General features: G+C 67.8%; 23 protein-coding genes. 15 read left to right on the top strand and 8 right to left on the bottom strand.

Annotation, left to right across the window (positions count from 1 at the left end; genetic code table 11):
- Positions 1-104 precede the first annotated feature (104 nt).
- Entirely contained in the window at positions 105-1,592 is a 1,488-nt protein-coding gene (locus tag AC1DQJ_RS00630; RefSeq protein ID WP_477599237.1) for a flavin-containing monooxygenase, read from the bottom strand.
- 157 nt (positions 1,593-1,749) lie between these two features.
- Between AC1DQJ_RS00630 and AC1DQJ_RS00625 the strand changes: the two genes are divergently transcribed.
- The 3 genes from AC1DQJ_RS00625 (at position 1,750) to ppc (ending at position 6,534) form a co-directional block, all read left to right on the top strand.
- Positions 1,750-3,009, top strand: coding sequence for an NAD(P)/FAD-dependent oxidoreductase (locus AC1DQJ_RS00625; RefSeq protein ID WP_477599235.1), 1,260 nt, complete (start codon positions 1,750-1,752; stop codon positions 3,007-3,009).
- Positions 3,010-3,082: 73 nt separating this feature from the next.
- Complete coding sequence (locus AC1DQJ_RS00620) at positions 3,083-3,679, top strand: TetR/AcrR family transcriptional regulator (RefSeq protein WP_477599233.1); 597 nt, start codon at positions 3,083-3,085, stop codon at positions 3,677-3,679.
- Between the two features lie 152 nt (positions 3,680-3,831).
- Complete coding sequence (gene ppc / locus AC1DQJ_RS00615; protein ID WP_477599231.1) at positions 3,832-6,534, top strand: phosphoenolpyruvate carboxylase; 2,703 nt, start codon at positions 3,832-3,834, stop codon at positions 6,532-6,534.
- Here ppc and AC1DQJ_RS00610 read toward each other — a convergent pair whose 3' ends face one another.
- The gene (locus AC1DQJ_RS00610; RefSeq protein ID WP_477599229.1) at positions 6,535-7,752 is read right to left on the bottom strand and encodes a glycosyltransferase family 87 protein; all 1,218 of its coding nucleotides are present in this window, start codon (positions 7,750-7,752) and stop codon (positions 6,535-6,537) included.
- 97 nt (positions 7,753-7,849) lie between these two features.
- Between AC1DQJ_RS00610 and AC1DQJ_RS00605 the strand changes: the two genes are divergently transcribed.
- From AC1DQJ_RS00605 to AC1DQJ_RS00575, 7 genes are all read left to right on the top strand, one after another.
- The gene (locus AC1DQJ_RS00605; protein ID WP_477599227.1) at positions 7,850-8,314 is read left to right on the top strand and encodes a GtrA family protein; all 465 of its coding nucleotides are present in this window, start codon (positions 7,850-7,852) and stop codon (positions 8,312-8,314) included.
- Positions 8,315-8,375: 61 nt separating this feature from the next.
- Positions 8,376-8,723: a PRC-barrel domain-containing protein gene (locus tag AC1DQJ_RS00600; protein WP_477599225.1), complete on the top strand. Its 348-nt coding sequence runs from the start codon at positions 8,376-8,378 to the stop codon at positions 8,721-8,723.
- Between the two features lie 294 nt (positions 8,724-9,017).
- A complete protein-coding gene (kdpA, locus tag AC1DQJ_RS00595) occupies positions 9,018-10,727 on the top strand; it encodes a potassium-transporting ATPase subunit KdpA (RefSeq protein ID WP_477599224.1) in 1,710 nt (569 codons plus the stop codon).
- 19 nt (positions 10,728-10,746) lie between these two features.
- On the top strand, positions 10,747-12,816 hold the full coding sequence (gene kdpB, locus AC1DQJ_RS00590) for a potassium-transporting ATPase subunit KdpB (RefSeq protein WP_477599222.1): 2,070 nt from the start codon (positions 10,747-10,749) through the stop codon (positions 12,814-12,816).
- A 92-nt stretch (positions 12,817-12,908) separates the two neighbouring features.
- The gene (gene kdpC / locus AC1DQJ_RS00585; protein ID WP_477599220.1) at positions 12,909-13,493 is read left to right on the top strand and encodes a potassium-transporting ATPase subunit KdpC; all 585 of its coding nucleotides are present in this window, start codon (positions 12,909-12,911) and stop codon (positions 13,491-13,493) included.
- Positions 13,490-16,168 (top strand): ATP-binding protein, encoded by a 2,679-nt coding sequence (locus tag AC1DQJ_RS00580; RefSeq protein ID WP_477599218.1) that lies wholly within the window; start codon positions 13,490-13,492, stop codon positions 16,166-16,168. Before kdpC ends, AC1DQJ_RS00580 begins: the two co-directional genes overlap by 4 nt.
- Positions 16,169-16,225: 57 nt before the next feature.
- Positions 16,226-16,915: a response regulator gene (locus tag AC1DQJ_RS00575; RefSeq protein WP_477599217.1), complete on the top strand. Its 690-nt coding sequence runs from the start codon at positions 16,226-16,228 to the stop codon at positions 16,913-16,915.
- Here AC1DQJ_RS00575 and AC1DQJ_RS00570 read toward each other — a convergent pair.
- Positions 16,912-17,421: a YdcF family protein gene (locus AC1DQJ_RS00570; RefSeq protein WP_477599216.1), complete on the bottom strand. Its 510-nt coding sequence runs from the start codon at positions 17,419-17,421 to the stop codon at positions 16,912-16,914. The two genes, AC1DQJ_RS00575 and AC1DQJ_RS00570, sit on opposite strands and share 4 nt — an antisense overlap.
- 34 nt (positions 17,422-17,455) lie before the next feature.
- Complete coding sequence (locus AC1DQJ_RS00565; protein ID WP_477599214.1) at positions 17,456-17,770, bottom strand: hypothetical protein; 315 nt, start codon at positions 17,768-17,770, stop codon at positions 17,456-17,458.
- A 260-nt stretch (positions 17,771-18,030) separates the two neighbouring features.
- On the opposite strand from AC1DQJ_RS00565, the gene AC1DQJ_RS00560 reads away from it, so the two are divergent.
- Genes AC1DQJ_RS00560 through AC1DQJ_RS00545 form a run of 4 tightly spaced genes read left to right on the top strand, consistent with a single transcriptional unit; the run spans position 18,031 to position 21,532 of the window.
- On the top strand, positions 18,031-19,146 hold the full coding sequence (locus AC1DQJ_RS00560; RefSeq protein ID WP_477599212.1) for an ABC transporter permease: 1,116 nt from the start codon (positions 18,031-18,033) through the stop codon (positions 19,144-19,146).
- Positions 19,147-19,965, top strand: a complete 819-nt coding sequence (locus tag AC1DQJ_RS00555; RefSeq protein WP_477599210.1) for an ABC transporter ATP-binding protein — start codon at positions 19,147-19,149, stop codon at positions 19,963-19,965.
- Positions 19,965-20,903, top strand: coding sequence for an MlaD family protein (locus tag AC1DQJ_RS00550; RefSeq protein WP_477599208.1), 939 nt, complete (start codon positions 19,965-19,967; stop codon positions 20,901-20,903). Before AC1DQJ_RS00555 ends, AC1DQJ_RS00550 begins: the two co-directional genes overlap by 1 nt.
- Complete coding sequence (locus AC1DQJ_RS00545; RefSeq protein WP_477599206.1) at positions 20,900-21,532, top strand: ABC-type transport auxiliary lipoprotein family protein; 633 nt, start codon at positions 20,900-20,902, stop codon at positions 21,530-21,532. The genes AC1DQJ_RS00550 and AC1DQJ_RS00545 overlap by 4 nt, the downstream gene beginning before the upstream one ends.
- On the opposite strand, the gene folD is transcribed toward AC1DQJ_RS00545, so the two are convergent.
- Positions 21,529-22,425 (bottom strand): bifunctional methylenetetrahydrofolate dehydrogenase/methenyltetrahydrofolate cyclohydrolase FolD, encoded by an 897-nt coding sequence (folD, locus tag AC1DQJ_RS00540; RefSeq protein WP_477599204.1) that lies wholly within the window; start codon positions 22,423-22,425, stop codon positions 21,529-21,531. The genes AC1DQJ_RS00545 and folD overlap by 4 nt on opposite strands.
- A gap of 76 nt (positions 22,426-22,501) precedes the next feature.
- On the opposite strand from folD, the gene AC1DQJ_RS00535 reads away from it, so the two are divergent.
- Complete coding sequence (locus AC1DQJ_RS00535) at positions 22,502-22,957, top strand: low affinity iron permease family protein (RefSeq protein ID WP_477599202.1); 456 nt, start codon at positions 22,502-22,504, stop codon at positions 22,955-22,957.
- Here the strand turns inward: AC1DQJ_RS00535 and AC1DQJ_RS00530 are convergent.
- From AC1DQJ_RS00530 to AC1DQJ_RS00520, 3 genes are read right to left on the bottom strand one after another with little or no spacing between them, the layout of a single operon-like run.
- Positions 22,899-23,348: an NUDIX domain-containing protein gene (locus AC1DQJ_RS00530; protein ID WP_477599200.1), complete on the bottom strand. Its 450-nt coding sequence runs from the start codon at positions 23,346-23,348 to the stop codon at positions 22,899-22,901. The genes AC1DQJ_RS00535 and AC1DQJ_RS00530 overlap by 59 nt on opposite strands.
- 4 nt (positions 23,349-23,352) lie before the next feature.
- The gene (locus tag AC1DQJ_RS00525; protein ID WP_477599198.1) at positions 23,353-24,357 is read right to left on the bottom strand and encodes a S1/P1 Nuclease; all 1,005 of its coding nucleotides are present in this window, start codon (positions 24,355-24,357) and stop codon (positions 23,353-23,355) included.
- 10 nt (positions 24,358-24,367) lie between these two features.
- Positions 24,368-24,949: a glutathione S-transferase family protein gene (locus AC1DQJ_RS00520; RefSeq protein ID WP_477599196.1), complete on the bottom strand. Its 582-nt coding sequence runs from the start codon at positions 24,947-24,949 to the stop codon at positions 24,368-24,370.
- Between the last annotated feature and the right edge of the window lie 128 nt (positions 24,950-25,077).

Raw genomic sequence — 25,077 nt, 5'->3', positions numbered from 1 at the left:
ATCAGGCGGAGTACCGAGAACGGCGCGAGCCCAACCTAAGCGCCCTGTCGATGCGTAGGACCGGCCCAAAACCGCCATTCGCCAGCCGGGCGAACGAGCGCCCGTCAGGCCGCCAGATCGCGCTCCTGGACCTTGGCCTGCGGTTTGGAGAACACCATCACTCCGTCATCGACCGCGCCGAAACGCAGGCTGACCAGGTCAAGGGCGTAGTTTTGGTAGAGCTTCCAGGGCTTCCTGGTCCCCTGCTTGGGAAATTGATCGATCGAGCGCTGGACGTAGCCGGACGAGAAGTCGAGCCAGGGGGCCTCTCCGACTGTGGGATCAGGCTTGGGCGTGGCGATCGGTTGCCCCGTGCGCCCCATGTGGTTCAGCAGGCGGCAGACGTACTCGCAGGTCAGGTCGCACTTCAGCGTCCAGGAGGCGTTGGTGTAGCCGAAGGCCGAGGCCAGGTTCGGAACGCCGCTGTACATCATGCCCTTGTAACTCATGGTGTCGGCCATGCTGACGCGCTGGCCGTCGACGCTGACCTCCAGCCCGCTCAGCAGCTGCAGCTTCAACCCCGTGGCTGTGACGACGATGTCGGCCTCCAGTTCCTGGCCGGACTTCAGCTTCAGGCCCTCTTCCGTGAAGCTGTCGATGTGGTCGGTGACCACCGAGGCCGAACCCGCCTTGATGGCGTCGAACAGGTCGGCGTCCGGCACCAGGCACAGACGCTGGTCCCAAGGATTGTAGCGCGGCGTGAAGTGGGTCTCGACGTCGTAGTCGGGTCCAAGGTGCTCGCGCACCATGCCGATGATCTGCTCCTTGGTCTTCTCCGGCTTCTTGCGCGCCAGGTTGAAGAACAGCATGCCGAACAGCACGTTGCGCCAGCGGGTGATGGCATAGGCCAGCTTGGCCGGCAGCTTGGCGCGCAGCCAGTTGGCGGCGGCGTCCTCGGCCGGGCGCGAGACCACATAGGTCGGCGAGCGCTGCAGCATGGTGACGTGGGCCGCGGTCTTGGCCATCTCCGGCACCAAGGTGACCGCGGTCGCGCCGCTGCCGATCACCACAACCTTCTTGCCGGCATAGTCGAGGTTTTCGGGCCACTTCTGCGGATGGACGATCATGCCCTCGAAGCGCTCGGTCCCCTCGAACTGGGGCGTGTAGCCTTCGGCGTAGTCATAGTAGCCGGTGCACATGAAAAGGAAGTTGCAGGTCAGCCGAGGGACGTCCTTGTTCGGCCCGACCTCGGCCTCGATCGTCCACCGGGCATCGGCGCTCGACCACGAGGCGCGCTTCACCTGATGTCCGAAGCGGATCTTGCTCTCGACCCGGTTCTCGCGGGCGGTGTCGCGGACGTATTTCAGGATCGACGGCCCGTCGGCGATGGCCTTGGCCTCGCGCCACGGCTTGAACGAGTAGCCGAGCGTGTACATGTCGCTGTCGGAGCGGATGCCGGGATAGCGGAACAGGTCCCAGGTCCCGCCGATGGCGTCGCGGCCCTCAAGGATCGCATAGGTCTTGCCGGGGCTGTTCTTCTGCAGGTGATAAGCTGCGCCAATCCCCGAGAGCCCGGCTCCGACAATCAGGACGTCAAAATGCTCGGCCGCCACTTGTCCAAACCCTCAGCTCTGCTCCGAAGCGTGCCGGAGACCTGTCAAACAATTGTTCGGCATCATGCTCGCCAGGCCTTGGTTCGCCAATCGGAACTTGCCGTGAAGACCCGCGGCATCCTTGATGGCGCTTCTGGTTCAGGCGCGGAGCAACGGCATGTCGCAAGCTGAGAAGCCCCGCGTCGTCATCGTGGGCGGAGGCTTCGGCGGTTTGGAAGCTGCGCGGGCTCTGGCCAAGGCCAATTGCCAGATCACCCTGATCGACCAGCGCAACTATCACCTGTTCCAGCCGCTGCTCTACCAGGTGGCCACTGCGGCGCTGTCACCGTCCGAGATCGCCTGGCCGCTTCGCCACGTCCTGACCCATCAGGCCAATGCGCGGGTGGTGATGACCCAGGCGCTGTCAGTCGATTTGGACGCCCGTCAGGTGGCGACGACGGCCGGCGACTACCCGTACGACTACCTGATCGTCGCCACCGGCGCGGCGCACTCCTACTTCGGCAAGCCTGAATGGGAAGCCGCCGCGCCCGGCCTAAAGAGCCTGGAGGACGCCACCGAGCTGCGCCGCCGGGTCCTATCGGCCTTCGAGCGGGCGGAGATCGCCCCGGCGGAGGAGCGGGCCGGCCTGCTGACCTTCGTAGTGGTCGGCGGCGGCGCCACGGGCGTCGAGATGGCCGGCGCAGTGGCCGAGCTGGCGCATGACGCGCTCAGCCGCGACTTCCGGCAAATCGATCCGAACCAGGCGCGAGTGCTGCTAGTCGAGGCCGGACCGCGCGTGCTGCCGGCCCTGTCGGAGGATCTCTCGGCCTACGCGTCCCGCGCCTTGCGGGACCTTGGCGTCGACGTGCTGACCGGCACGATGGTCACCGGCTTGGACGCAAGGGGCGTCGATCTCGGCGAAACCCGCATCGAGGCGGCGACCATTGTCTGGGCCGCAGGGGTCGCCGCCTCTCCCCTCGCCGCCAACCTGGCCGCAGGGCACGACCGGGCCGGGCGCGTTCAAGTCGCGGCCGACCTCTCCGTCCCCGGCCATCCGGAGGTGTTCGTAGTCGGCGACGCCGCGGCCATGATCTCCAACGGAAAGCCCGTCCCCGGCATCGCCCCGGCCGCCAAGCAGGCCGGCAAACATGCAGGCCGGCAGATCGCAGCACGCCTCAGCGGGGACGTTGGCAGCGCGCCGTTCGTCTATCTCCACGCGGGAGACCTGGCCACCATCGGCCGTCACGCCGCCGCCGTGCAGATCGGCAGGGCCAAGCTGACCGGGTTCATCGGCTGGGTGTTCTGGGGCGTGGCCCACGTCTATTTCCTGGTCGGCCTGCGCAACCGCATCGCCGTGGCCTTCGATTGGCTGTGGAGCTGGCTGACCCGGCAGCGCAATATTCGCCTGATTGTTCAGCATCGCGGGCGGGAGCCCTGAACTTTGGACCCTTTCCTTGACGCCCCCGTTTAGGGGTGTGACCGTACCGGTCGGTAACGCAAGGCTCGGCGACATGTCCTCGAAGGAATCCAAGCAGATGGCGGAGGCTTCACGCCGACCCGCCCGCGACCGGATCTTCGAAACCGCGCGCGACATGTTCTACCGCAAGGGTATCCGCGCCGTCGGCGTCGAGGCCATCGCCACCGAAGCCGGCGCCACCAAGATGAGCCTCTACCGGAACTTCCCATCCAAGGACGAACTGGTGGCCGAGGTGCTGCGCCAGCAGTCCCGCGAGGGCTGGGCTTGGTGGGACGAGGTGATCGCCGCCCATCCAACCCCGCGCGCGCAGCTAGAGGGTCTGTTCGACGCCTTCGGTCAGATGTCCCAGGAGTCGGAAGATCATGGCTGCGCGCTGTGCAACGCCGCGGTCGAGTTGCACGAGCCCGATCACCCGGCCTTCCTGGTGGCCAAGGAACACAAGCTGGAGACCCATCGCCGGCTGACCACCCTTGCCCGCGACGCCGGCGCAAGGGGCCACGACCTCGCCGATGGCCTCATGCTGCTTCTGGAAGGCGCGCATATGTCCCGCGTCACCCTGGCCAATCAGGGTCTGGCCCGGGCGTTGCCGCGCGCCGCTCGGGCGCTGATCCGCGAACACTTGGACCACTAGTTGACGCCGCCTGGACGCCGATACTGCGCGCGCCAACGCCTTGTCCGAGGCGTCTTCGAACAATGTTCCGCCGCCGGTGAAGGTCAACGGCGACGGCGCGCCCGTTGGCCTGTAGAGAAGCGGTCGCGTAACGACATTCTGAAAGTGCGAGCGTGCCGCAAAGAGCTGAGAAGTCGTCGCCCTCGGAGCTGAGGGCCAGGGTTCGTCTGTTGGGGCGCGTGCTGGGCGACGTGATCAAGTCCCAGGACGGCGTGGCTCTGTTCGACCGCATTGAGGACATCCGCAGGACCTCGGTCGCGTTCCACCGCGAGGGCGGCGCGGCCAACGCCGTCTTGCTGGAGGAACGGCTGCGCAGCCTCGACCTGCCCGAGACCGTGCGCTTCGCCCACTCGTTCGCCTGCTTCCTGCAGATCACCAACATCGCCGAGGACTACATCCAGCGGCGCAAGCTCAAGGTTGGCGACGAGCGCGCCGACACCCTGGCTGGCAGTCTGGAAGCCCTGGCCGCCGAGGGCGTGGACCGGGCGGCGGTCGCCAAGATGCTGCAGACCGCCTTCATCGCCCCGGTCATAACCGCCCACCCCACGGAGGTGCGGCGCAAGAGCGTGCTGGACCGCGCGGGCGCGATCGCCGCCGCCCTGACCGCCGTCGAACAGGCCGCTACCGACTCCGCCCGCCAGGACCGCGAGATCGAGCTCCTGCGTGAGGTCGCCATCTTCTGGCGCACCCGGCTGCTGCGCGGCGTGCGTCTGGGCGTGATCGATGAGATCGAGACCGCCGTCTCCTATTTCGAGCGCAGCTTCCTTGCCGAGCTGCCGAGGCTCTACGCGCGTTGGACCCGCCAACTTGACTCGGAGCTGCCGAGCTTCCTGCGCATCGGCTCGTGGGTCGGCGGCGACCGCGACGGCAACCCGTTCGTCACCGACGTGGTCCAGCGCCAGGCGTTCGCGCGTCAGTCCCAGGCCGCCTTGCAGAACTACCTCGAACGCATCCATGCGCTCGGCGCCGACCTCTCGATCTCGAGCTCCCTGGCCAAGGTCACCCCACAGCTCCAGGCCCTTGCCGACAAGGGCGGCGACGCCTCGGCGCAGCGCGAGGACGAGCCCTATCGACGCGCCCTGCGCGGGGTCTATGCGCGCCTCGCCGCCGCCTATCCCGTCCTCACCGGCGAGGCCCCGCCGCGCCCGTCGGCGCTGGCGGCCGAGCCCTATCCCGACGCCGCCGCGCTGAAGGCCGATCTGCAGGTCGTCATGGACTCGCTGATCGCCAACCACGGCGAGACCTTCCGCGTCGGGCCGCTGCCGGAGCTGATCCGCGCCATCGACTGCTTCGGCTTCCACCTGGCGACCCTGGACCTGCGCCAGAACTCCGCCGTCCACGCCCGCACCATCGCCGAGCTGATGGCCGTCGCCGGTGTCTGCGCCGACTACCAGGCCCTGGACGAAGCGGCCCGCCGCGAACTGCTGCTGTCGGAGCTGGCGCACGGCCGCCTGCTCTATTCGCCCTATGCCGACTACAGCGAGGAGACCCGCCGAGAATACGCGGTCCTGGCCCAGGCGGCGCAGTCGCGCGCCCGGTACGGGCCCCAGGCGATCCGCGCCTACATCGTCTCCAACACCACCTCGGTCTCCGACCTGCTGGAGGTCTACATCCTGCTGAAGGAGGTCGGCCTCTTCCATCCGGGCGAGACGCCGCGCACCGAAGTGTTCGCTGAGCCGTTGTTCGAGACCATCCCCGACCTTCGCGCCGCGCCCGACACCATGCGCGCCTACATGTCCCTGCCGCTGATCAAGGCGCTGCTGACGCCCGGACGGCTGCAGGAGGTCATGATCGGCTACTCGGATTCCAACAAGGACGGCAGTTACCTGACCTCGACCTGGGAGCTGCACCAGGCTTCCCGGGCGCTACTGGCGGTGACCGACGAGATGGGCCTGCGATTGCAGCTGTTCCACGGCCGCGGCGGCACCGTCGGCCGCGGCGGCGGGTCCAGCTACGAGGCCTTGCTCGCTCAGCCCGAAGGCACGGTGCGCGGCCGCATCCGCATCACCGAACAAGGCGAGGTGGTCGCCAATAAGTACGCCGATCCGCAGCTTGCCGACCAAAGCCTGGAGACCATCACCGCCGGCGTCGTCCTGGCCTCACTGCGCAAGCCTTCGGCCGAACGAACCGGCGAGAAGCACGCCCCGGTGCTCGACAAGCTGTCCCAGGCCTCGATGGAGGCCTATCGCAACCTCGTCTACGAAACCCCTGGATTCGTGGACTATTTCTACGCCGCCACGCCGCTGACCGAGATCGTCGAGCTGAACATCGGCTCGCGCCCGGCCTCGCGCCAGCCGACCCGCAGCATCGAGGGCCTGCGCGCCATTCCCTGGGTGTTTTCCTGGTCGCAGTCGCGCACCATGTTGCCCGGCTGGTACGGCTTCGGCTCGGCCATCGAGGCGTCCGGGGTCTCGCTGGCGGAACTGAACGAACTGCACGAGGCCTGGCCGTTCTTCGCGACCACGCTGGCCAATATGGAAATGGTGCTGGCCAAGAGCGACATGCTCATCGCCCGCCGCTACGCCGGTCTAGTCGAGGACAAGGCGCTGGCCGACACCATCTTCGGCCGTATCGAAGCCGAGTGGGAGCGGACCGTCGCGGCCCTGCTGACCATCAGCGGCCAGAGCGCCCTGCTGGACCGGCATCCCGACCTGGCCGAAGCCCTGCGCACTCGCCTGCCCTACATCGATCCGCTGAACCACTTGCAGATCGAATTGATCCGCCGCCGCCGCGCCGGCGACGCCAATGATGCGGTGCGCGAGGGCATCCACCTGACCATCAACGGCGTCGCTGCGGGGCTGCGCAACAGCGGGTGATCAGGCGGCCTGGGCGGCCTGGATCGGAACCGCCGTCTCTTGCCGCTCGATCGACAGGGTGCGCCAGATCACGGCGTAGAGCAGCAGGATAGTGATCGGCATCAGCTGCAGATGGGTCCGCTCGGCGAGCGGCGGCATGAACATCGGCGCGATGAAGGCGAGCGCCATCACCGTGCGAGAGCCTGCGGGCAGCGACGCCTGTCGCCCATAGTTCGCCAGCAAGCCGATCGGCAGGGCCAGCAGGACGAGGTCGTAGTCGAAGAGGTAGGGGCTGACGGCCAGGATCGCCGGCACGGCCAGGGCGACCTTCAGTTCCTGGGGACCGGGCCGGCGCCACGCAACCAGCGTCGCTGCGGCGAGCGCGATCGCCACGGCGATGTGAAGCGCGTAGGCGACCGGCATCGGAACGCCGAGCTCGGCGAACATGATCAGCACGCTGGGAATCTTGTTCCAGGGCAGGAACCCGACCTCCAAAATGTTCGACACCACCTTGAAATTGTTGAAAAACGCTAACCACGGCTCGAGGCCGTAGGCCGCATAGGCCGCTGCGCAGAAAGCGATCGCGGTCGCCGCCGCCGAAGCGAAAGTCTTCCAGCGGCCCTGCACCGCCAACAGCAGCGGCAACAGCACCCCGAAGTGCGGCTTGTAGACCAGCAGGCCGATGAACACCCCGGCGACCCACGGCCGCCTATCGAGCAGCAGCAGGCCAAAGCCGAGAAGCGCCGTGTTCAGGAAGCCGTTCTGGCCGTGCATCATGTTGATGAACACGGCCGGGAAAGCCGCGGCGATCAACAGCGCCCAGGGATGATCCGAAATGCGCCGGACCATGAGCAGGTAGAACGCGAAGGTGACCGCCAGCCAGCTCGCCAGCGCGACCGGATAAGGCATGTGGGCCAGCGGCGCGATCACCAGACTGAAGGTCGGCGGATAGTGCCAGAGAAACACTGACTCATTGGCCGGGACCGCGGCCCGCTCGACGGCGAAGATCTTCGCGATGTCGAAGGCGCCGACCAGATCGCCCATCCGCGCCATGTCCGAGGCGGCATAGAAGGTCAGGAAGTCATAGCCGAGGGGCTTGCCGTACGGGTCGATCCAGTGGTTCCGCCCCATGACGACCAGCAGGCCGACGGCGCCGATCAGATAGGCGACGATCAGGATGATGCTGTAGTCGCGGACCCGACGGGCGGTCATCCAACGATCGAGATCTGCAAGCTTCAAGGCCGGCTCCATCGGAATGTCCGGCGCAGCTTGCGGTCACATTCTTAAAATTCCGACGTCAGCGAAGTCTCAACTCCTGTTGGGCTAAGGATCGGACATGCGGTCAGCAAGCGCCAAACGCTCGAAGGATGCGCCCGCCACGGGGACGACGGTCACGCCCGGAGCCTTCGACCTGCGCAGCTTCGCGCTCTTCCTCGGCGTCGGCGGCTTGGCCGCTGCGACCAATTTCGGTAGCCGCTTCGCCTGGAGCCTGATCCTCCCGTTCGAGGCCGCCGTGCTCGCGGCCTACGCCACCGGCATGGTCTTGGCCTTCACGCTGTTCCGTTTTCTGGTCTTCCCAGGCTCGCCGCTGCCGCTTCGTGTCCAGGTGCGCAACTTCGTGGTGGTCAACATCATCGGCGCGAGCCTGACCTTCATCACCGCCTTCGCCCTGGTGCGAGGTCTCTTCCCGCTCATCGGCTTCACCTGGCGCGCCGAGGCCATCGGCCATGGCATGGCGATCGTCGTTCCGGTCGCCACCAGCTGGATCGGCCACCGCCGGTTCACCTTCGCTGGAAGCTAGACGGATCGAACGGCCAAGCTGGGCGTTCCCCTGCGGAGGCAGAGGAAGCCCGAGGAAGCCGATGAGTCTCGATAGCCTGATGATCCGCAGCGCCAACCTGCTGGGCGCTCCCCTTAAGGACCCCTCCGGCAAGAAGCTGGGCGTCATCCGCGAGGTGTTCTTCGAACGCGACACCGGCCAGGCCCGTTTCGTGCTTCTGGAATTCGGCGGGCTGTTCGGGACCAGCGGCAAGTACCACCCGATCCCTTGGCGGCGCCTGCGCTACGACGAACTGTCGGACAGCTATCGAACCGACCTGGACAAGGACCTGCTGAAGAACAGCCCGGCCTACGATCGCAACCAGTTCGACGACGTCGCCTACGGCTGGAGCGAGCAGGCCGAACGCTACTTCCGCGACGATCCGGCCTGAACGTCACCTTTACGACTCCCTTATGCGGGTCGCTGACAAGCCGTCTCGAACCCTGACGCCCCCCAGGAGCACCCTCCAGGCCTGATCACACGGCATTGGAGTCTCATCGTGGCGGATCTCATCTTCCTCGCCCTGGGCGCGGGAGCCTTTCTGCTCTTCGCCGCCTTCGCACTCGGCCTGCGGCGCATCTGACCATGATCGTCGACCTGCTCTGGGCCGGCGGCGCGATCGCCGTGGCCGCCTACATGCTCGCAGCCCTGCTGCGACCCGACCGCTTCTGACGGAATTCACAACATGACTTGGCAAGGATGGGCTGAGATCGCCCTGACGCTGGCGCTCGCCATTGGGCTCGGCTGGCCGCTCGGCGTCTATATGTCCCGGGTTTGGAACGGCGAGCGCACCTGGCTCGACCCGGTCCTGCGGCCGCTGGAGCGGTTGGTCTACAAGGGCTGCGGCGTCGACACCGGCAAGAGCCAAACCTGGTTCGCCTACGCGGCCGCGCTGCTGGCCTTCAACGCCGCGGGCTTCTTCATCGTCTACGCGATCCTGCGTCTGCAGGGCGGACTGCCGCTCAATCCGCAGGGCTTCTCCGGGGTCTCCGAGCACCTGGCGTTCAACACCGCCGTCAGCTTCGTGACCAACACCAACTGGCAGTCCTACGGCGGCGAAACAACCATGTCGCAGTTCAGCCAGATGGCTGCGCTGACCGTGCAGAATTTCGTCTCGGCGGCCACCGGCGCAGCCATCGCGGCCGCCCTGGCGCGGGCCTTCATTGGTCACCGCGGCGAGGGCGTTGGCAACTTCTGGGCCGATCTGACCCGCACTACGCTCTACGTGCTGTTGCCGGCCTCGATGGTTCTGGCCCTGGTGCTCGTGGCGCTGGGCGTGCCCCAGAGCCTGTCGGCCTCGGCGGTCGCCGCCACGCTCGAGGGCGGCGAGCAGAAGCTCTCGCTGTTCGCGGTCGCCAGCCAGTTGGCGATCAAGCAACTCGGCATCAACGGCGGCGGCGTCTTCAACGCCAACTCGGCTCACCCGTTCGAGAACCCCTCTCCGCTGACAAATTTCCTGACCGCGGTCTCGATCAACGTGCTCGGCTGGGCCTCCTTCTTCGCCTTCGGCCGCACCGCCCGCGCGGGCAAGGACATCCGCGCCCTGGTATTGGCCGCTGCGGTGCTGCTCTCGGCCGGAGCCGGCGGCATCTATCTGGCCGAAACCCAAGCCCCCCCGGCCCTGGTCGCCGCCGGCGTCGACGCCGGCGCCAACATGGAGGGCAAGGAGGTCCGCTTCGGGCCAGCCGCCACCGCTGCCTGGGCGGCCCAGACGACCGGGGCCTCCAACGGCTCGGTCAACGGCATGCACGGCAGCTTCATGCCGCTGGGCGGCGGCATCGCCATGTTACTGATGATGCTCGGCGAAATCCTGCCGGGCGGCGTCGGCTCTGGCATCGCCGTTATGGTGGTGATGGCCGTCCTGGCGGTGTTCGTCGCCGGCCTGATGGTCGGCCGCACGCCCGAATACCTCGGCAAGAAGATCGAGGCCAAGGAGGTCAAGCTCGCCATGCTGGCGGTGCTCGTCATCCCGCTGTCGATGCTGGGCTTCACCGGCGTCGCAGCCGTCCTCCCTGAGGCGCTGAAAGGGCTGCTCAACGCCGGCCCCCACGGCCTCTCGGAGATCCTCTACGCTTACGTCTCCGCCACCGCGAACAACGGCTCGGCCTTCGCCGGCCTGACCGCCAACGCCCCGTGGTGGAACACCACCCTGGGCCTGGCCATGCTGATGGGCCGCTTCGTTCCCATCGTCACAGTCCTGGCGATCGCCGGGTCGCTGGTCGCCAAGCCCAAGCTCGCCCCCTCGGCCGGCACCCTGCCGACCGACAGCGGCCAGTTCGTCGGCCTGCTGGTGGGCGTCATCCTCATCCTCGGCGGGCTGCAGTTCTTCCCCGCCCTGGCACTCGGACCGATCGTCGAGCACTTCCAAGCGCTCAGCGCGTCGGCCGGCCGCTAGTTTCAGCAAGGCGCATGCAATGACCGCTTCCTACATTTCGCAGGGCGAAGGGCGCCGCAAAGCGTCGAGCCTCGCCGCCAGTTTTTCAGGCCCCCTGCTTGCTCGAGCCACCCGCGATGCGGTGATCAAGCTGGATCCCCGCAAATTGACCGGCAATCCGGTGATCTTCGCCACCTGGATCGTCGCCCTGCTGGCCAGCGCCTCGGCTGTCGCCCAGATCGTAGCTGGCGACCGCTGGGGCTTCGAGGTCCAGATCGCCCTGTGGCTCTGGGCCACCGTGCTGTTCGCCAACCTGGCCGAGAGCGTCGCCGAAGGCCGCGGCAAGGCCGCCGCCGACAGCCTGCGCGCCACGAGAGTGACGACCAAGGCCAAGCTCATCGTCGACTCCAAGACCGGCACGATCGTCCCGACCCCGGCGCACCTGCTCGGCGTCGGCGAGGTGGTGCTGGTCGAGGCCGGCGATGTCATCCCCGCCGACGGCGAGATCATCGAGGGCGTCGCCTCAGTCAACGAAGCCGCCATCACCGGCGAGTCCGCGCCGGTGATCCGCGAGAGCGGCGGCGACCGGTCGGCCGTCACCGGCGGCACCACCGTCGTCTCCGACTGGATCAAGGTCCGCATCACCTCCGAGGCCGGCCAGACCTTCCTCGACCGCATGATCGCCATGGTCGAGGGGGCCGACCGCCGCAAGACGCCGAACGAGATCGCACTGGCCGTCCTGCTCGCAGGCCTGACCCTGATCTTCCTGATCGCCGTCGTCACCCTCCTGGGCCTCGGCAAGTACTCCGGGGTTCAGCTCGCCCCGATGGTGTTGGGCGCGCTTTTCATCACCCTGATCCCGACCACGATCGGCGGCCTGCTCTCGGCGGTCGGTATCGCCGGCATGGACCGGCTGCTGAAGGTCAACGTCCTGGCCACATCTGGACGTGCGGTTGAGGCGGCCGGCGACGTCGACACCCTGCTGCTCGACAAGACCGGCACCATCACCTTCGGCAACCGCATGGCGACTGAGGTCATCCCGGCGCCAGGCGTTCGCCTCGAAGCGCTCATGCACGCCACCCTGATGGCCTCGCTGGGCGACGAGACGCCGGAAGGCCGCTCGATCGTCGAACTGGCCCGCGGACAAGGGCTAGACGCCGAAGCGCCGGCCGGCGCGACGATCATTCCGTTCAGCGCCATCACCCGGCAATCGGGCCTCGACGCCGCCGGCCGCTCCTGGCGCAAGGGCGCGGTCGACGCGGTGCTGCGGAGCCTCGATCTGCAGCTTCAACAGGTCCCCGCCGAACTGACCGCGGCTGTCGACCGCATCGCCCGCTCCGGCGGCACGCCGCTGGCGGTCAGCGAGGACGGCGTCCTGGTCGGCGTCATCCACCTGAAGGACGTCGTGAAGCCCGGGGTGAAGGAGCGGTTCGCCGACCTGCGGCGCATGGGCCTGCGCACTGTCATGATCACCGGCGACAATCCGGTGACCGCCGCAGCCATCGCCTCGGAGGCCGGGGTTGACGACTTCCTCGCCGAGGCCACCCCCGAGGACAAGCTGCGCCTGATCCGTGAGGAACAGGCCAAGGGCCGCCTGGTCGCCATGTGCGGCGACGGCGCCAACGACGCCCCGGCCTTGGCCCAGTCCGACGTCGGCGTGGCCATGCAGACCGGCGCACAGGCCGCCCGCGAGGCCGGCAACATGGTCGATCTAGACTCAGACCCGACCAAGGTCATCGAGATCGTCGAGGTCGGGAAGCAGATGCTGATCACCCGCGGCGCGCTGACCACCTTCTCGATCGCCAACGACGTGGCCAAGTACTTTGCGATCATCCCGGCGATGTTCGTGACCGCGCTTCCCGCTCTCGGCGCCTTGAACATCATGGGTCTGTCGAGCCCCCAGAGCGCGATCCTGTCGGCGGTGATCTTCAACGCCCTGATCATCGTCGCCCTGATCCCGCTGGCCCTGCGCGGCGTCCGCTATCGCGCCATCGGCGCGGCCAGGCTGCTGTCGCGCAACCTGCTGATCTACGGGCTTGGCGGCCTCGTCGCCCCGTTTGCGGGCATCAAGCTGATCGACATGGCGGTCTCCGGAATGGGGCTCGTCTGATGCTCGTACGCGACGCGCTCGTCTCCTTCGGCCTCATCGCCCTTCTCTTCACCTGCGCCTTCCTCGGCGCGGCCTTCTAGGACTCGAAAGCCATGCTTTCCCTCATCCGCCCGGCCCTCGTCTCGATGGCCTTCTTCACCCTCCTGCTCGGCATCGCCTATCCGCTGGCGATCACCGGCCTCGCCCAGGCCGCCCTCCCTCGCCAGGCCGATGGTAGCCTGGTCGTCGCCGGCGGGAAGGTCGTCGGCTCGGAGCTGGTCGGCCAGAACTTCGCCAAGGCCCAGTACCTCCATCCGCGTCCGTCCGCGGCGGGATCGGACGGCTATGACGCCTCGGCCTCGTCCGGCTCGAACCTTGGACCGCTCAACCCCGACCTCGCCAAGCAAGTCGGCCAGCGCGCCGCGGCGCTGCGTAGTGAGGGCGTGACCGGGACGATCCCGGCCGACGCCGTCACCGCCTCCGGATCAGGCCTCGACCCCGACATCTCGCCTGAATTCGCCCGCATGCAGGTCGAACGCATCGCCAAGGCGCGCGGGGTCGAACCGCGACTGGTGGCCGGGCTGATCGACGCCCATATCAAGGGCCGAACCTTTGGCGTACTAGGCCAGCCGCGGGTCAATGTGCTGATGACCAACCTCGCCCTCGACGCCCGCTATCCGACGCCGCCTGCCGCATGAGCATGGACGAACCCCGACGCCCCGATCCAGACGCCCTGCTTGCGGCCACCAAGACGCCGGGCCGGGGCCGGCTGAAGGTGTTCCTCGGCATGTCTCCGGGGGTCGGCAAGACGTTCGAAATGCTGCGCGCCGCCCGTCGCCGAAAGGCGGAGGGCGGCGACGTCGTTGTCGGCGTCGTCGAGACCCACGGCCGCCGGGAAACCCAGTCCCTGTTGCGCGGGCTGGAGGTCATGGCGCGCAAGCCGATCGACTACCGGGAACGCACCCTGCTTGAGTTCGATCTCGACGCGGCCCTGGAGCGTCGTCCCCAGCTGCTCCTCGTCGACGAATACGCCCACTCCAACGCGCCGGGTTCACGCCACGCCAAGCGCTGGCAGGACGTCGAGGAGTTGCTTGGCGCAGGGATCGACGTCTGGACGACGCTCAACGTCCAGCATCTGGAGAGTCTGCGCGACGTGGTCTGGAAGATCACCGGCGTGCGCCAGCGCGAGACGGTCCCCGACAGCGCCCTCTCCCGCGCCGACGAGATCGAGCTGATCGACATCACCCCCTCGGAGTTGCGCGAGCGCATGGCCGAGGGCAAGGTCTATATCGGCGACACCGCCCGCCTGGCCGCCGAACGCTTCTTCAAGCCCGAGAACCTCACCGCCCTGCGCGAACTGGCCCTGCGCCGCGCCGCACAGACCGTCGACGACCAGCTGATCGGGGCGATGAAGGCCGCCGGGGTTCAAGGCCCGTGGGCGGCCGGCGAGCGGATCCTGGTGCTATTGGCCCCCGACGCGGCCGCAGGGGCTCTAGTCCGCACCGGTCGTCGGCTGTCCGACATGATGATGGACGCGCCATGGACGGTCGCTCATGTCGAGCGGCCCAATGCCCCAGCGGCTCCGCCCGGCGGCCAGGCCCGGCTGAACGAGGCGCTGAAGCTGGCCGAGCAACTCGGCGGCGCCACGGTGGTCCTGACCGGAGACGACCTCGTCGCCAGCGTCCTCGACTATGCGCGGCGCAACAACGTCACCCAGATCGTGGTCGGCAAGCCGGCCGGGCCAAGGCACAACCCGTTCCGCCGCTCGCTGATCCGCGCCCTGCTCGACGAGGCCGAGGGGGCCGCGCTCCACATCGTCACCGAGCCTTCGGAGCAGTTGCCAGAGCCGCCGCGCGTCCGGCCCGCCGTGAGCGGCTGGCCATGGGCCGGGCACCTGGGCGCGATGGCACTGGTCAGCGTGGCCGGCCTGTTGGCCCGCCTGACATTCAGCATCGCCGAAACCGCCAATCTGGCGATGATCTTCATGCTCAGCGTGCTGGTCAGCGGACTGGCGTTTGGCCTCTGGCCGGCGCTCACCGCCGCCGCGCTCAGCGCCTTCGCCTACAATTTCTTCTTCCTCGAACCGCGCCTCACCATCCGCATCGGCCACCCGGCCGACATGTTGACCTTCGCGGTGTTCTTCGCCGTCGCCCTGGCCACCGGCTGGCTCACCGGCCGGGTCCGCGACCAGGCCATGGCCACCTCGCGCCGCGCCTCGGCGATCTCATCGCTGCTGGCCGCAAGCCGCCGGCTGTCCTCCGCCGCCCGACAGGACGCCGCCGCCCAGGCCCTGGCCGAGCAACTTGCGGCCGCCACCAGCGGCGCGGCCGTGGTGCTGACTCCCGATCGCGAGGACATCACTCTGACCGCCGCCTCCCCGCCCCTGGAGGCGCTGGCGCCTGGCGACATGGCCGCGGCCCGCTGGGCCTGGGAGAAAGGCGAACCGGCCGGCGCCGGTACGGGGACCTTGCCCAACTCCGCCTGGACCTTCCTGCCGCTCCAGGGGCTGAAGTCCCGCGCCGGGGTCGGCGGCATCGAGCCGCGCGCGCTGGCCGCCGAAGACAACGAGCGCTTCGTCACTGCGCTGCTTGACCAGGGCGCCGTCGCCCTCGAACGCGCCGAGTTCGCGGCCCAGGCGGCCGACGCCGAGGCCCTGCGGCGCACCGACCGTCTGCGCGGCGCTCTGCTGAACTCGGTCAGCCACGACCTGCGCACGCCGCTCTCGACGGTGCTCGGCTCGGTCACCACGCTTATCGACTACGGCAGGTCCTTGAAGCCCAACGTCCAGCGCGACCTGCTGCAGTCGATCCGCGAGGAGGCCGAGCGCCTGAACCGCTATGTCGGCGATCTGCTGGACATGACCCGGCTCGAAGGCGGCGCCCTGGTCACCCGCCGTGACTGGGTCGATATCCGCGACGTGCTGCGCGCCGCCGTCGATCGCGTGAAGCGGCGGCTGGACAACCGGGCCGTGGCGCGCGACTTCCCCGCCGAGCTGTCGATGGTCAAGGCCGACCCTTCGCTGCTGGAACAGGCGCTTGTGAACATTCTGGAGAACGCCATCGCCTACAGTCCAGACGGCTCGGCCATCGAGGTCGCGGCCTATGAGGACCGAGGCAATGTGGTGATCTCCATCGAGGACGAAGGTCGCGGCATTCCCACCGAGGAACTGGAGCGCGTGTTCGAGAAGTTCCGCCGCATGGAGGAGGCCACGGACCGCGGCAAGGGCGCAGGCCTGGGATTGGCCATTTCCAAGGGCTTCGTCGAGGCCATGGGCGGCCGCATTGCCGCCGCCAGCCCGATCCACGACGGCCGCGGCACGCGCATCCTGATCAGCCTGCCGAAGGAAACCGCCATGCCGGGGCACATGCTGTGAAGCAGTCCTGCTCGCAGGAAGACTTGTCCTTCGTAGCTCCGTCAGGAGCGAAGTAGGATGAGCGCGCATCGGCCTCGCATCCTGGTCATCGACGACGAGCCGCAGATCCATCGGTTCCTCCAACCGGCCCTGGAGGCCGCTGGCTATGAACCGGTGCGCGCCGACACCGCCGCCGATGGGCTGCGCGAGATCGCCCGCAAGGCGCCCGACGCGGTGGTGCTGGACCTCGGCCTGCCGGACTTCGACGGCAAGGAAGCCCTGGCCAAGGCCCGCGCCTTCTACGACGGCCCGATCATCGTGCTCTCGGCGCGCGACAAGGAAACCGAGAAGATCGACACCCTCGACATGGGGGCGGACGACTATGTCGAGAAGCCGTTCGGGGTCGGCGAGCTGCTGGCCCGCCTGCGCGTCGCCCTGCGTCATCGCCTGCGCGACAAGGGCGCCGAGCCGGTCGTCGTCGTCGGGGACCTGACCATCGATCTGGTCAAGCGGTTGGTCACCCGCGCCAGCGTGGCGATCCGCTTGTCGCCGAAGGAATACGACCTGCTGGCCCAATTGGTCGAAGGCGGCGGCAAGGTGGTGACCCATCGCCAGCTGCTGACCGCCGTCTGGGGGCCTGCGCACGAAGAGGACGTCCAGTACCTGCGGGTCTTCGTCGCCCAGCTGCGGCAGAAGGTGGAGCCTGATCCCTCCTCCCCGACCCTGATCACCACCGAGCCCGGGGTCGGCTACCGCTGGATCGGCTAGAGGCTGCGGCGCTTCATGAGCGCCAGGACGCCGTCATAGGGAATGGCCGGCGCCTCGCGCAGCCGCATCCTGACCCATTCCGCCCATCCCATCTGGCGTAGCCCAGCCTTCACCGAGCCATTGAGGGTCCGCACGCCAAGGGCGGCGAACGTCAGCCGCGTGCGCGGCGCATGATAACTGTCGGTGCAGACGATGGCGCCGGCCAGGCCCCGCGCGCGAATGAGGCGCGTCGCCGCCAGCACCGTTTGCAAGGTGTCGAGGCTGGCCTCGTCCAGGACCAGGCGGTCAGCAGACAAACCCAGCGCGACCAGCCGCTCGGCCATGATCGAGGCTTCCGACGGCCCATATCGTCCGACGCCGCCGGAGCAGAACACCAGGGCGTCCGGGCGCGCCAGGGCCAGCCGATGGCCGCCCTTGATCCGGCGGAGCAGAGCTGCGCTCGCCGTGCCGTCCGGCCGGACGGCGGCGCCGAGTATGACGATGAGCTGGTCTTGCACCGGCGGCACAATGGCCGCCAGGCCCCCGGAAATCCAGGCGCCCCTAGCCGTTCATCGGCGGCTGGTGCTCTTCGATGAGGTCTTCCTGCTCGGCCAGACGCACGGCGCTGCGCACGTTGAGGCGGGTCAGCACGTCGGCGTCGTCGCCATAGGTGTCGCGGGCCCTGGCCAGCTGCTCACGCCAAGCCAGACGCGACAGGCTGTCGGTCTCGCCGGCATAGAGAACGTCCACGCCGTTCCCGGCGGGCTTGCAGATCACATAGTTCGCGCCGGCGGGCGGAAGGATGCGATCCTCCTCCAGGGCGGTGTAACGGTAGAGGCTGCCGGACTTGCCGGCGATTTCGATCTGACGGGCCAACGCACGCTCCCGACCTTGAGCTAGACGATCCGAGGCCGGACAAGCCGCCTCGCGCCTCTGTAATGCTTGTGACTTGGGCGAAATATGGGCCGCCCCCCTGCGACCTAGCATCACCTTGCCGCGAAACGGCGGGCCGCTTGGCCAATAGGAACAGCCTTCGCCATAGCGCGTTCCGCGTCCTGGGACAGCTCTGCTAGGGTGGGGCTTCAAGGCATGACCGACTCAACCAAACGCCTGTGGTGGAGCCACGACGCGAGCCGATGGAACGACCTGCCGATTTCAGCGTGGTGGAGGTGGACGGAGGCCGCAAAGCCGTGCTGTCCGGCGACTGGACGGCGACCGCCGCCGGCGACGCGGTCAGCCGCCTGGCCGATGAAATGGACGAAGGCGGCCTCCAGGCGATTGACCTCACTCCGGTCCGCCGGCTCGATACCGCTGGCGCCTACGGCATCCTCAAGATCGTCGGCGATCATCCCGTCGCACAGAACATCGAGGCGCGCCCCGAGACCCGACGCCTGCTCGACCTGGTCGGCGCCGCGGCCGCCGAAAAGCCAACGCCGGCGCGCCTTCCGCGCGGCTTCTACGAGCTCTCGATCCGCGTGGGCCGCGGCGTGTTCGATCTCGGCACCGAGATCATCGAGACCATGGCTTTCGTCGGCCATCTGTTGGCGGTGGTCGGCTGGACCATCATCAAGCCCTCGCGGATTCGCTGGGCCGCCTGCGTATCGCTGGCCGAGCGCGCCGGCCTGGACGCCATCCCGATCGTCGCGCTGACCTCCTTCTTCATCGGTGCAGTGGTTGGGCTGCTCGGCGCCAACATGCTGCGCCAGTTCGGGGCCGAAGTGTTCGCCGTCGAGCTTATCGGCATCGCGGTGCTGCGCGAGTTCAACATCCTGATCACCGCCATCCTGCTGGCGGGACGCTCGGCCTCAGCATTCGCCGCCGAGATCGGCTCAATGAAGATGAATCAGGAGATCGACGCCATGAAGGTGCTGGGCGTCGATCCGTTCGAGGCCCTGGTCTTCCCGCGCTTTGCGGCCCTGCTGGCGATTATCCCGCTGCTGACCTTCGTGGCGACCATCGCTGGCCTGATCGGCGGCATGGTGATCACCTGGTCGGTGCTCGGCCTTGGGCCGGCCTTCTTCCTGCAGCGGATCCTCGACAATGTCGGGGCCGCCCACTTCTGGATCGGCCTGTCCAAGGCCCCGGTGATGGCCGCCGTGATCGCCGGCATCGGCTGCCGGCAAGGCATGGAAGTCGGCGGCGATGTGGAATCCCTCGGCCGCCGGGTCACCGCCGCGGTCGTCCACGCGATCTTCGCGATCATCCTGATCGACGCCGCATTCGCCCTTGTCTACATGCAGTTGGGGGTCTAAATGGCTGAACTCCCAGATAAAACCGACATTCTCGACGATGACGGCCCGGCCATCGAAGTGCGCGGCCTGCGCTCCGAGTTCGGCGACCTCGTGGTGCACGACAATCTCGACCTGACCGTCGAACGCGGCGAGGTCCTGGGCGTGGTCGGCGGCTCGGGCACCGGCAAGTCGGTGCTGCTCAACACCATCATCGGCCTGCGCCGGCCCGACGCCGGCTCGGTCAAGGTGCTGGGGCAGGACATCCAGCGCGCCTCGCGGCACAGCTGGCAGGAGATCGAGCGGAGCTGGGGCGTGCTGTTCCAGCAGGGCGCGCTGTTCTCCAACCTCACCGTGCGCGAGAACGTCGCCGCCCCGATGCACGAGCACACCAACCTGCCCCGTCACATCATCGACGAACTGGCGGACCTGAAGATCGCGCTGGTCGGCCTGCGTTCCGGGGCCGGCGACCTTAAACCCTCGGAGCTGTCGGGCGGCATGCGCAAGCGCGCCGGCCTGGCGCGCGCGCTGGCCCTCGACCCCGAACTGCTGTTCCTCGACGAGCCGACCGCCGGCCTCGATCCCATTGGCGCGGCAGCCTTCGACGAGCTGATCCGCGACCTCTCCGACAGCCTCGACCTGACGGTGTTCATGATCACCCACGACCTCGATACGCTCTACACGATCACCGACCGCGTCGCCGTACTGGCCGACAAGCGCGTGATCGAAACGGCGCCGGTGAAGACGCTCGAGCGTTCAGAGCATCCCTGGATACGGGAATACTTCCTTGGCCCGCGTGGACGCGCCGCGGCCGTCGCCACAGCAGCGGGGACGTCAGCCTGATGGAAAAAGACGCCAATTACGCCCTGGTGGGGTTCGCCACCCTGCTGCTTTTCACCGGCCTGGTGATCTTCTCGATCTGGCTGGCGCGGCTGCAGTTCTCGCGGGACTACGACCTCTACGACATCATCTTCCATGGACCGGTGCGCGGCCTCAGCCAGGGCGGCGAAGTCCACTTCAATGGCATCAAGGTCGGCGAGGTCACGAAGATCCAGCTCGATCCTGGCGATCCGAACCGGGTCATCGCCCGGGCCCGGGTGACCTCCGACGTGCCAATCCGCGCCGATTCCTACGCCACACTCGAGCCCCAGGGCATTACCGGCGTGAACTACGTGCAGATTACCGCCGGCTCGCCCAGCAAGCTGTTGCTCAAGGACACGGTCGAGCCCGGCGAGGTGCCCAAGCTGCGCACCCAGCGCAGCGCCCTCTCCGACCTGCTCGAGGGCGGCGGCACGGTGCTGACCCGCACCGTCGAGGCGCTGGACCGCGTCAACCGCGTGCTGTCCGACCAGAACATCAAGACCTTCAGCCTGGCCCTGACCGACGCCCAGTCGGTGACGGCCGAACTCAAGGCTCGCAAGGCCTTGATCGCCGACGCCCAGAGCGCGCTGCACAATATCGACACGGCGGCCGCGGAGATCGCGACGCTCAGCCAATCGGCCCAGACCCTGGTCGACAGCGACGGCAAGCGGACGCTGAAGAACCTGGCAGAGGCCTCGCAGGAGGCCCAGGCCGCGGCCAAGGACATCCGCACCGTCGTCGGCCGACTTGAAGGGCCGACCAGCGACTTCGCCACCAACGGCCTGCCGCAGCTCACCACCTCGGTGCAGTCGCTCCAGCAGACCGCCGAGTCCCTCGATCGCCTGATCCGCGACATCGAAACCAACCCGCGAGGCCTGGTGGGCAAGGCTCCCGCCCAGGAGATCAAGGTCAAGCCATGAAGCCGATCCTCCGTATCCTGCGCCCGGCGGCCCTCCTGCTGGTCGCCGCCGCGCTTTCGGCCTGCATCTCGCTGCTCCCGGACGCCGAGCCGTCCCAGCTCTACCGGTTCGACGGCAGGCCGCCGTCCGGCGGCCCAAGCGCCTCAGCCTCCGCGACCGAACAATTCGGCGTGGTGCGCGCTGGCGGCGGCTTCGTCCAGGCGGCGGCGGGCGACCGCCTGCTGACCGTGACCAACAGCCAGATCGCCTATATCGCCGACTCCCGCTGGGTCTCCCCCGCTTCGATCCTGTTCAACGAGGCCCTGGGGCGGGCGTTCGACGCCAACACCGGCGCAGCGCGGCTGATGACCCGCGGCGAGGTCGGCAAGGCGGACTATTCCCTACGCGTCGAGGTGATCCGGTTCGAGGCCGTCTATGACCGCGGCCACAAAGCGGCGCCGAACGTCGCCGTCGATCTACGCGTCACTCTGGTCGCGGCTGACCGCACCCTGGCCGGATCCAAGCTGATCCACGCCGAGGCCCGGGCCGGCGATAACCGCGTCTCGGCGATCGTCTCAGCTTTCGACCAGGCCGTGGGCCAGGCCCTGGGCCAGCTTGTCGACTGGACCAACGCCCGGGGAGCCGCCTAGGCGTCCAGGCCGGCGATGCGCTTGGCGGCGGTGACGGTGTTCTTCAGCAAGCACGCCACCGTCATCAGCCCGACGCCGCCGGGCACCGGCGTGATGTGGCCGGCGACGGCCAGCGCCTGCTTGTAGGCCACGTCCCCCACCAGCTTGGTCTTGCCCTCGGCGGCCTTCACCGGGTCGCTGAACGGGACCCGGTTGATGCCGACGTCGATCACCGCCGCGCCGGGCTTGATCCAGTCGGCCTTGATCATCTGCGGACGGCCGACGGCGGCGACCAGAATGTCCGCCTCGCGGCAGACGGCGGCCAGGTCCTGCGTCCGCGAGTGGGCGATGGTCACGGTGCAGTCGGCCTGCAGCAACAGCTGCGCTACCGGCTTGCCGACCAGGACCGAGCGGCCGACCACGACGGCGCGCTTGCCGGTCAGGTCGCCCAGGGTCTCGCGCAGCATGATCATGCAGCCCAGCGGCGTGCAGGGCACCAGCGAGGGAAGGCCCTGCGCTAGGCGCCCAGCATTGACGACATGCAGGCCATCGACGTCCTTGGCCGGGTTGATCGCCTCGATAATCTTCTTTTCATCCAGCCCTTTGGGCAGCGGCAACTGCACCAGGATGCCGTGGATGGCCGGGTCGTTGTTCAGTTGCTCGACCATCGCCAGCAGCTCGGCCTGACTGGTCTCGGCGGGCATCCGATGGGTCACCGAATGCATGCCGACGGCCTTGGAATGCTCGCCCTTGGAACGGACATAGACCTGGCTGGCCGGATCCTCGCCGACCAGAACCACCGCCAGCCCCGGCTGCAGGCCATGTTCGGCCTTGAGCGAAGCCACCTCTTCGGCGACCTCGGCGCGCAGGCGCTCGGCCGTGACCTTGCCGTCGATGATCTGAGCCTGGGACATGGATTCTCCTGGTCGGAACTGGCGCTGCCACTACCCGTTCAGCCTGCGCCGCGCAATGCGGCCAGGAGTGCCTAGGATGAGCGGTTTCACGGAGGCGTTCACGAAATTCGCGACCGAGATCGCGAAATGGACCGGCCGGCCGCTGGTGTTCGTGGGCTGCTGCGCGCTGGTGATCGGGTGGGCGGTGTCCGGGCCGCTGTTCGGTTTCTCCGACACCTGGCAGCTGGTGATCAACACCTCGACCACCATCATCACCTTCCTGATGGTGTTCCTGATTCAGAACACCCAGAACCGCGACAACAATGCCCTGCACGCCAAGCTGGACGAGCTGATCCGCGTGTCGAAGGGGCATAACTCCTTCATTGGCATAGAGAATTTAGCCGACAAGGAGCTCGAGGCGATCCTCAAGGAGCTCGACAAGAAGTCGAGCCGGATGCGGGAAACCAGCGGGCCTGGGGCGGCGAAGCGGGCGCCTAACGCCGCAGCCAGGCCGCGACGGCCCACGCGTGCGAGTCGTGGCGCAGCGAAGTGATGGCCTCCAGCGGAGCCAGCCAGATCAGCTGGTGATCGTCCTCGACTTTCAGAGTCGGATCTTCGCCCACCAATTCAAGCACATAGAAGTCGCTGCGGTTGTTCCAGGCCTGGCCCTCGGTGTTGACGAAGAACTGGTCTGCCCTGGCGAAGGGGGCGCTGACGGCGACCTTCAGACCGGCCTCCTCGCCATACTCGCGGACCACGCCCTCCTCCGGCGTCTCGCCCGGATCGACGCCGCCGCCCGGCAGGTCGATCCAGGCCGCACCGTCAGGTTTTTCGATCCGAACCACAGCAACCTGCCCGTCGCGCTCGAGGATGCCGAACGCCGCCGGACGCTCGCCGTAGGCCCGACCGGCCAACCGTTCTCCGAACTGCGGCACCGCGCGCATGGGCCTAGTCCTTACCGTACAGGGAATCCCAGGGATCGACCTTGCCGGCCAGCACGTCGTCGACCCTCACGACCGGCCAACCAACGGTGACGCTCTGGCTGCCGCGCCAGGCCGAGACGATCATGTCGCGCAGCTCCGAGGCGCCCACGGCGAGCCGTTCGGTGGCGAATTCGACGCCGCGACGCTCGCCAGGCTTGAAACCGGCAGCTTTCTCCATTTCGTAGAATGGGATCACCTGGGTCGCGGTTTCCATAAGATATTCAACGGTCCGCTTCTCGACCGGACCGTCGCTGGGCTTCAGAGGCGCGACCTTAGCGTCAACCGCGGCAGGTTTGACGTTTGCGAAGACGAACTCGCTCTCAAACGGGCCATGCACCTTGGCGGTCGTATAGCCCTTCGGGTTCGGGAACTCGCCCCAGCCATTGTAGTGGACGGTGACGTGCAGCGGCTGAGCGCCGTCGCCGACGAAGTGCGAGAGATCGCCGATGGTCTGCAGGATCTGCGCCTCCCGGCGGATCAGGTCGCGAGCGTACCAGGCGCGGCGGACCGGGTTCTTCTCGCGTGCGGCCATCGCCTTCAGCACCCGCCAGTAGCCGAAGTCCTTGGCCAGCTGCTGGTGCCGGTCGATGATCGAATAGGGCAGATAGCCGGCTTTCCAGCTGTCCAGCCCGGCGGCCTGCAGGCCCTTTTCGTAGTCGGCGCGGGTGCTGGGCAGCGGCAGGAAGGACGGGCCGCCGAGCAGCTTGCCGTCCTCGTCGAGGTCCAGGAAATGCCCAGCGTCGCGGTTGTGGTCGTGGATCCGCCCCGCGCCCTTGGAGCGGTCCTGCTCCCGCGAGAGCTCGCCGACATCGCGCACGGCCCCCGGCGTGCGCAGGAAGGCCGGGACCTCCTCCGGCATGGCCCGCATGGCGGACTCCCCGACGATCCGGTGGCCCATGGCGCCCCAGGCCAAGGCCTGGGCGGGCAGCAGCGAGAGGACGGCGACGGCGGCGAGCAGCGGAGCTTTCATGCCCAACCGTTTAGGCGATCTTCAGCGCGCCCTCTACCCGCTTCACCCAGGCTTCGACGCGGGGATAGCGGGCCAGATCGAAGCCGCCCTCATGAGCGACGCGGGTGTAGGCGACCAGGGCGACGTCGGCGAGGCTGACCTGCTCGCCGACCAGATAGGGCGAAGCCGCCAGACCGTCCTCGAGCCGCTGCAGCGCGCCATTGCCGCGCTCGACCAGCCGCGGCTCCAGGTCCGAGACCGCCTTGCCGGCGTAGCGGACGTGAAAGCGGGCCACGGCGACATAGGGCTCGTGGCTGTACTGCTCCCAGAACATCCATTCGAGCATGCGGGCGCGGTCGTAGGCGTCGGCCGGGACCAGGTCGGAGTCCTCGGCGAGGTGCAGGATGATCGCGTTCGACTGGGCCAGCGGACGGCCGTCTTCGAGAACCACCAGCGGCACCTGACCGGCCGGATTGAGGGCCAGGAACGCCGCCGTCCGCGACTCGCCTTTTTGGATATCCGTCTCAATCCACTCGTATTTACGGCCCAGGAGGTCGGCGACCCACTTCACCTTCAGGCAGTTTCCAGAGATGGAATCACCATAGACTTGCATGCGATAATTCCTTGCTGCGTAAGGGATTGATGCCCTCAAGCTGAGCCCTGGGCAAGCGCTTGTGCGGTTTTGTCACCCCGCCGAAAGGTCCGTACAGGGTTGATCCCTCGCTCGGATTGCGGGTAAAA

The organism is Phenylobacterium sp. P4_E10 (assembly GCF_056401675.1).
The sequence above is the reverse complement of the archived record's forward strand: the minus strand, read 5'-3'. Positions and strand labels throughout refer to the sequence as shown.

Bases quoted from the DNA above. Each gene is read 5' to 3' on its own strand.
- AC1DQJ_RS00575 (WP_477599217.1), top strand. From the start codon at position 16,226: ATGAGCGCGCATCGGCCTCGCATCCTGGTCATCGACGACGAGCCGCAG.
- AC1DQJ_RS00550 (WP_477599208.1), top strand. From the start codon at position 19,965: ATGGAAAAAGACGCCAATTACGCCCTGGTGGGGTTCGCCACCCTGCTG.
- kdpB (WP_477599222.1), top strand. From the start codon at position 10,747: ATGACCGCTTCCTACATTTCGCAGGGCGAAGGGCGCCGCAAAGCGTCG.
- folD (WP_477599204.1), bottom strand. From the start codon at position 22,425: ATGTCCCAGGCTCAGATCATCGACGGCAAGGTCACGGCCGAGCGCCTG.
- AC1DQJ_RS00625 (WP_477599235.1), top strand. From the start codon at position 1,750: ATGTCGCAAGCTGAGAAGCCCCGCGTCGTCATCGTGGGCGGAGGCTTC.
- AC1DQJ_RS00605 (WP_477599227.1), top strand. From the start codon at position 7,850: ATGCGGTCAGCAAGCGCCAAACGCTCGAAGGATGCGCCCGCCACGGGG.
- AC1DQJ_RS00525 (WP_477599198.1), bottom strand. From the start codon at position 24,357: ATGAAAGCTCCGCTGCTCGCCGCCGTCGCCGTCCTCTCGCTGCTGCCC.
- kdpA (WP_477599224.1), top strand. From the start codon at position 9,018: ATGACTTGGCAAGGATGGGCTGAGATCGCCCTGACGCTGGCGCTCGCC.
- AC1DQJ_RS00545 (WP_477599206.1), top strand. From the start codon at position 20,900: ATGAAGCCGATCCTCCGTATCCTGCGCCCGGCGGCCCTCCTGCTGGTC.
- AC1DQJ_RS00530 (WP_477599200.1), bottom strand. From the start codon at position 23,348: ATGCGCGCGGTGCCGCAGTTCGGAGAACGGTTGGCCGGTCGGGCCTAC.
- kdpC (WP_477599220.1), top strand. From the start codon at position 12,909: ATGCTTTCCCTCATCCGCCCGGCCCTCGTCTCGATGGCCTTCTTCACC.
- AC1DQJ_RS00620 (WP_477599233.1), top strand. From the start codon at position 3,083: ATGTCCTCGAAGGAATCCAAGCAGATGGCGGAGGCTTCACGCCGACCC.
- AC1DQJ_RS00560 (WP_477599212.1), top strand. From the start codon at position 18,031: ATGGAACGACCTGCCGATTTCAGCGTGGTGGAGGTGGACGGAGGCCGC.
- AC1DQJ_RS00535 (WP_477599202.1), top strand. From the start codon at position 22,502: ATGAGCGGTTTCACGGAGGCGTTCACGAAATTCGCGACCGAGATCGCG.
- AC1DQJ_RS00555 (WP_477599210.1), top strand. From the start codon at position 19,147: ATGGCTGAACTCCCAGATAAAACCGACATTCTCGACGATGACGGCCCG.
- AC1DQJ_RS00580 (WP_477599218.1), top strand. From the start codon at position 13,490: ATGAGCATGGACGAACCCCGACGCCCCGATCCAGACGCCCTGCTTGCG.
- AC1DQJ_RS00600 (WP_477599225.1), top strand. From the start codon at position 8,376: ATGAGTCTCGATAGCCTGATGATCCGCAGCGCCAACCTGCTGGGCGCT.
- AC1DQJ_RS00520 (WP_477599196.1), bottom strand. From the start codon at position 24,949: ATGCAAGTCTATGGTGATTCCATCTCTGGAAACTGCCTGAAGGTGAAG.